This window comes from Candidatus Similichlamydia epinepheli, from assembly GCF_003056015.1.
This window is the reverse complement of record NZ_PPEU01000051.1, coordinates 1-5287: the sequence shown is the minus strand read 5'-3', so window position 1 is coordinate 5287 and position 5287 is coordinate 1. Positions and strand designations below refer to the sequence as shown.

At 40.4% G+C, this 5287-nt stretch carries 4 protein-coding genes; 3 read left to right on the top strand and 1 reads right to left on the bottom strand.

What is annotated here, in order from left to right; all coding sequences use genetic code 11:
• Together GCCT14_RS03440 and GCCT14_RS03435 are read left to right on the top strand one after the other, a co-directional pair.
• Window positions 1-518, top strand: a 518-nt coding sequence (locus GCCT14_RS03440) for a Bax inhibitor-1/YccA family protein (RefSeq protein WP_204592945.1), incomplete at its 5' end; no start/stop codon positions are given.
• A gap of 8 nt (window positions 519-526) precedes the next feature.
• Window positions 527-2545 carry an ankyrin repeat domain-containing protein gene (locus GCCT14_RS03435; protein WP_108624255.1) on the top strand — a complete coding sequence of 673 codons (2019 nt, stop codon included), beginning with the start codon at window positions 527-529 and terminating at the stop codon, window positions 2543-2545.
• Here the strand turns inward: GCCT14_RS03435 and GCCT14_RS03430 are convergent.
• Entirely contained in the window at window positions 2534-3757 is a 1224-nt protein-coding gene (locus tag GCCT14_RS03430) for a trypsin-like peptidase domain-containing protein (protein WP_108624254.1), read from the bottom strand. The two genes, GCCT14_RS03435 and GCCT14_RS03430, sit on opposite strands and share 12 nt — an antisense overlap.
• A 273-nt stretch (window positions 3758-4030) precedes the next feature.
• On the opposite strand from GCCT14_RS03430, the gene pcnB reads away from it, so the two are divergent.
• On the top strand, window positions 4031-5182 hold the full coding sequence (gene pcnB, locus GCCT14_RS03425; protein WP_108624253.1) for a polynucleotide adenylyltransferase PcnB: 1152 nt from the start codon (window positions 4031-4033) through the stop codon (window positions 5180-5182).
• Window positions 5183-5287: the final 105 nt, after the last annotated feature.

The window sequence follows — 5287 nt, the reverse complement described above, 5'->3', positions numbered from 1 at the left end:
ATTTGCTTAGTTTTGAGAGGATGTCTGTATTTTCACTTTCGTCTTGCTTGGTTGCTTATTCCGTATGTGAGGGATTTTTCTTCGGTTCAGTTTTGCCATTTTTTGTTAGAGCTGGTTATGGATCAGCTGTTTGGCTAGCGTTTTGTGTTGCTTCTTTTCTATTTTTGACCTCAGCTCTTTATGGACGTTATACTCGTTCTGATTTGACGTCGTTAGGAGCGCTTCTTTCAGTTGGATTGGCAGGATTTTTAGGGCTGACCTTACTGTCTGTTGTTTTGTCGTTTTTTTGGTCTGTTTCTTCATTTCATTTAATTTTGGCCTACTGTGGGTTAGCTCTTTTTATGGGCTTGACGATGTTTGAGGCACACAGGATTCACGGCATCGGATCTCGTGTTTCTTTGGACGACGGTCCTGAAGTTCATAAGCTTGCTTTAATGACTGCCCTCGGGATGTATGCCAATTTAATTACAATGTTCTGGTACGCACTTCGTATTTTAGTTCACGATAAAGATCGATAGGTCGTCTTTTGTCGGGCTACGTAGAGGGCTCCTTCAGAGATGTCTTTTATTCGCGTGGCCCTCGTTGCTTCACTTCTAGTTTTGTTGATTCTGTTTTCTACCAGAGGGTTTTTCTCAGGAACCTTGTTAGAGAAAGAGACTTTTTCGTATCTGATATTGGTCTTGTCAAGCAGTTGTTCGAATTAATTGACGTACAAAAGTGTGACCTGGTCTCTATTGTTCAATTAGATCATTTTCTTAAGAATAAGGAAGCGGATCAGGAATTATCTCTTTTACTGGATGCAATCGGTGAACTTGGAAAAAAGCTTCTTCATCAATTTGTAGATTTGAGTCCTATCCATTCTTTTGGCTTACGTGCAGCCTCTATGTCTGATGATGAACAGAGGGATATATGCATTGAAGATGTACGAAAGGCAACAAAAGATCAGCAGCAAATTCTTAATCAAGCAACTCATTTAGGTTTTCTTTCTTATCTTGATGCGGCATCTCAGGCTTGCTGGAAATTAACCAATGTGGATCGCGACGGGAACACATTAGTACATCTTGCTGCAATGAATGGGGACGGTTTGACGTGTCAATTTTTAATTCGAAAGGGATTGTCTTATCAGTTAACAAACAGGAAGAAGAGAAATATTTGCCATCTTGCAATTTTATCTGGAAATCCTAGTTTGATGGAGTGGATGGTTCATCAAGGTGTTGATGTATATGCGAAGGACAACGCCTCTGAATCATCACTTCTTTTAGCCGCTAGGCTTGGATATCGCTCTTTTCTTGAATCAATTTTGGGCATAAGTCGACTGCGGTCGGACAAGTTTCTCAAAGAATCTAATAGATTTGGTCAGACTCTACTTCATTACGGGGTTCTATATCCTAATATAGATCTTGTTCGATACTTAATTGAATTAGGCTTCTATGTTAATGCTCCCGATTTAGGAGGAGAGACTCCTCTTCACATTGCTGTTCATAGTGGAGAGGGGAAGATGTGTAAGTTTCTTCTTTCTAAAGGTGCGGATCCAGATCGTAGAAATGTAACAGGTAAGTCGCCACTTCATATTGCAGTTGAAGAAAACAAAACCGATATACTTTGGCAATTGATTCATGCTTCTGCTCATTTGAACGGAAAGGATCTTATAGGAAGAACACCAATTCATTTAGGTATTGTTGCTGGCTCGTATGAATCTGTGGAAATCCTTCTTAAAGAAGGAGCTGATTCATCATGTGTAACATACGATAAACGATCTGCATTGCATTTTGCCGTAGAAGTCAATTCACGTAGAATGATTGAGATACTGTGTTATGGTTCAGCCTCTCCTTTTATAAAGGATATTCTTTTAAGGACTCCATTTCATCTAGCTTGTGAGCTTGGCCACTGGGAGAGTGTTGAATCTTTTTTGATTAATCTTCCTCCTGAAACGGTTGATAAATTGATGCAAGAGGTCGATTCATTACATAGGACACCGCTTCATGCAGCTGTTTTAGGCAAAAATGTATCTATTCTTGAAGCTATCGTAAATTATACTAGAAGACCTTCTATCAACCAAGTCGATCGTAGATCTGTTACAGCCGTTTCATTAGCAGTTCTGTTAGGAGACAAAGGTTGTTTTGACGTTTTATGGAAGGCAGGTGCGGACTTCATGATTTGTGACAACAAAGGGATGTCTCCCTTGCATAAAGCTTGTTGTCTCAATAAATCAGTAATGGCCAACAAAATTCTTGAGTCTCAGCCCAAAACGAGACAGTTGAGAGATAGGCTTGGGTTTTTGCCTATTCATGTTGCAGCACAATATAAATCTAATGGATGTTTGGAACTTTTACTATCTATTGCTCCAGAAGATGTTAATGAGCGAAATAACGAGGGGCAAACCCCTTTACATTTAGCTGCGATCAATGGTGATTCCATTTCTCTTCAAATTTTAAGTCGAGTTAATGGAATACGTACGGATGAACTCGATCGAAAGGGGAGAACCCCTTACGATCTAGCGCTAATCTCTGGTGCGGAAGGAGAAATGAAACGGTTATTTTTTTGATGTTGTCATCAATACGTTTCGACGTGCTTTCCCTGTTGGATCAGATACAAGTAGAAGTATAGTATTCTTATTTGTATCCCGCGTTGCCAACTTTCTCTTAAAATCAAGAACATTAGCCACCTTATTCAGATCCAGAAGAATTATTAGCTCTCCTGGCTGAATACCATTGTCGGATGCTGGACTATCTACTGCAACTTCTTTAACACGTACACATTGCTCTTTTTTTCCATTTTCAAGCAGAATCTCGTAATTCTCTAAAAGCAATCCAAGTTGGTCAATACTCTGAGCTCCGATTCGAGGTGTTTGCTTATCTGATTCAAGAAGAACTGTAACATCAACTTGCTGACCATTACGGAAAATCGTAACAACTACCTCCGTTCCAGGTTTATAAATAGAAAAAATCTTCCTAAGATGCTGAAAGTTTTTAATTACTCGTCCATTTACCCGAAGAAGTACGTCACCGACTTCCATGCCAGACTTCTGTGCGGCAGAGCCTTCCATGATCTCAGTTATTATGAACCCCTCAGCCTTATCAAGTCCGTATGCCTCTGCAGTAACTGGAGTGACTTCCTTAATAATCACACCAAGGAATCCTCTACTAACTATCCCTTCCTCGATTAGTTGATGAGTGATTGTTCGTGCTAGATTACTGGGAATCGCGAATCCAATTCCAATTGACCCACTACCGTTATTACTAGCAAATGCGGTGTTCACACCAATAACTTTTCCATCTGCGTCTAAAAGCGGGCCTCCAGAATTTCCAAGGTTAATGGCTGCGTCTGTTTGAATGTACTCCTCAATAAGATTCAAATTCAGATTCTCTCTACCTTTTGCACTTACAACTCCCATAGTGACTGAGTGTGTCCATTGGTGTGCATTTCCAATTGCGATTACCATCTCTCCGATTTGAAGTTTATCGGAATCCCCTAGGTCTAAAAATGGAAAGCTAGAGCCTTCAACTTTAATCACTGCTAAATCAGTATCCGTATCAAGATTAAAACGAATGTAGAGGCTAATGCATAAGGTGGAAGCTGTCCAAACCCACCAAAGGGAGGACATCTTAGCATAAAGACCGGTCGCGTACATACCATAAGCAGTAATTGCAGTAACGGCAAGAGCCGCCGCTACCCAACCATAAACATAAGAAGCAAACGTACACGCTTTTTCGAGAAAAGAATGATGCTGATTCGAGCGCTGCCCACCTAGACGCATGATGTCCTCCCCGGAGTTGTCGTTGTGGTACTTATATCAAGATTGGACAATCTAAAAAAGTAGAAAGCTTAATCTCCACAATGACTAAATCCTCCAGGTTGTAATACTAAAGCTAGTTTTAATAAAATTAGCCTGGTTTTTTCTGTAAGCTTAGTAAAGCCTTAATTTATATTGGTGACTGACAATGCCTTCTCTCTGAAAAACTTTTCTTGTTGACGGACAGGTTTTGAGATCAACCGATTAGTTACTTTTGACAATCCTAACGCGGAGACTATGAACAAAAAGTCACCCTACAAGTTATATCAGGCGGCCGCCTACGATTTATCCCCTGATCAACTTCCCCAAGCAGCTATGAGTGTTTTCACAAAATTAGAACGAGCAGGGTTTCTAGTGTATTTGGTGGGGGGATGTGTCCGAGATCTTTTGCTTCGATATCAACCAAAAGATTTCGATTTTGTAACTTCTGCTCGACCAGACCAAATTCGTGCGCTTTTTCGCTCGAAGGCACGCATAATCGGAAGAAGATTTCCACTAGCACATGTCCGAATGCAACAATCAATTTTTGATGTCTCTACATTTCGTTCTGGTAATGATTCTAACTCACTAATTGTAAGAGACAATCAATGGGGAACCCCTGAGGAAGATGCACTTCGCAGAGATCTCACAATTAACGCACTCTTCTATCATCCCACTTCTGGAGAGATCATAGACTATTCTGGCGGGATGGAAGATTTATTTCGAAAAAAACTATCTGTCATTGGCGATCCTGAGTCACGATTCTTACAAGATCCAGTGAGAATGATACGAATATTGAAATTACAATCACGTCTCGATGATTTCTCAATACCTCTCAAAACTAAGCAAATAATCAAGCAATGCTCTGGAGAAATTGAAAAGAGTTCAAGAGCAAGAGTAACTGAAGAAATTTTCCGAGGTCTTGAGTTGGGGAACTCTTCAACTTTCTTCGACCTATTGAGTCGCTACGGACTATTAAAAAAAATTTTTCCTGCCTTCGATAAACCGCTTAAAAAACATAAAAAACTTACACATCAATTTTTGAAATCTGTTGACCTTTTCTCGCAGCAATTCCCTAAGCGTACACTTCCTAGAAGTGTACTTCTAGCAGTTTTGCTTCTACCATGCATATTGTCAGATCCTGAAAGAGATCGTGGAGACATGTTAGACGAGTTATTTCAGGGAAACTATCAAATCCCCAACAAGGTAAGAACAGCAACCCTTCAGATACTACGACTGCACAAAGCAATGTCGAAAGCATCGAATAGACGAGTGGAGTCAATTGCAAGAGCAGAATATTTCACGCAGGCTGTTCAAATACTAGCTATTCGAACCATGACAGACGAACGCCTAGAACCTGCCCTCGTATTCTGGAAAGGAGTAAGGGATGAACTGGAAAATGAAACTTAAATCAACCCCCAGAAGAAGTATTCTCTGGAACTTGGCCACTTACGCCTACATTACGGACCAGACGACCTTTTGCCCCTTTACGAACAAAAAAAGATTCTCCACGGT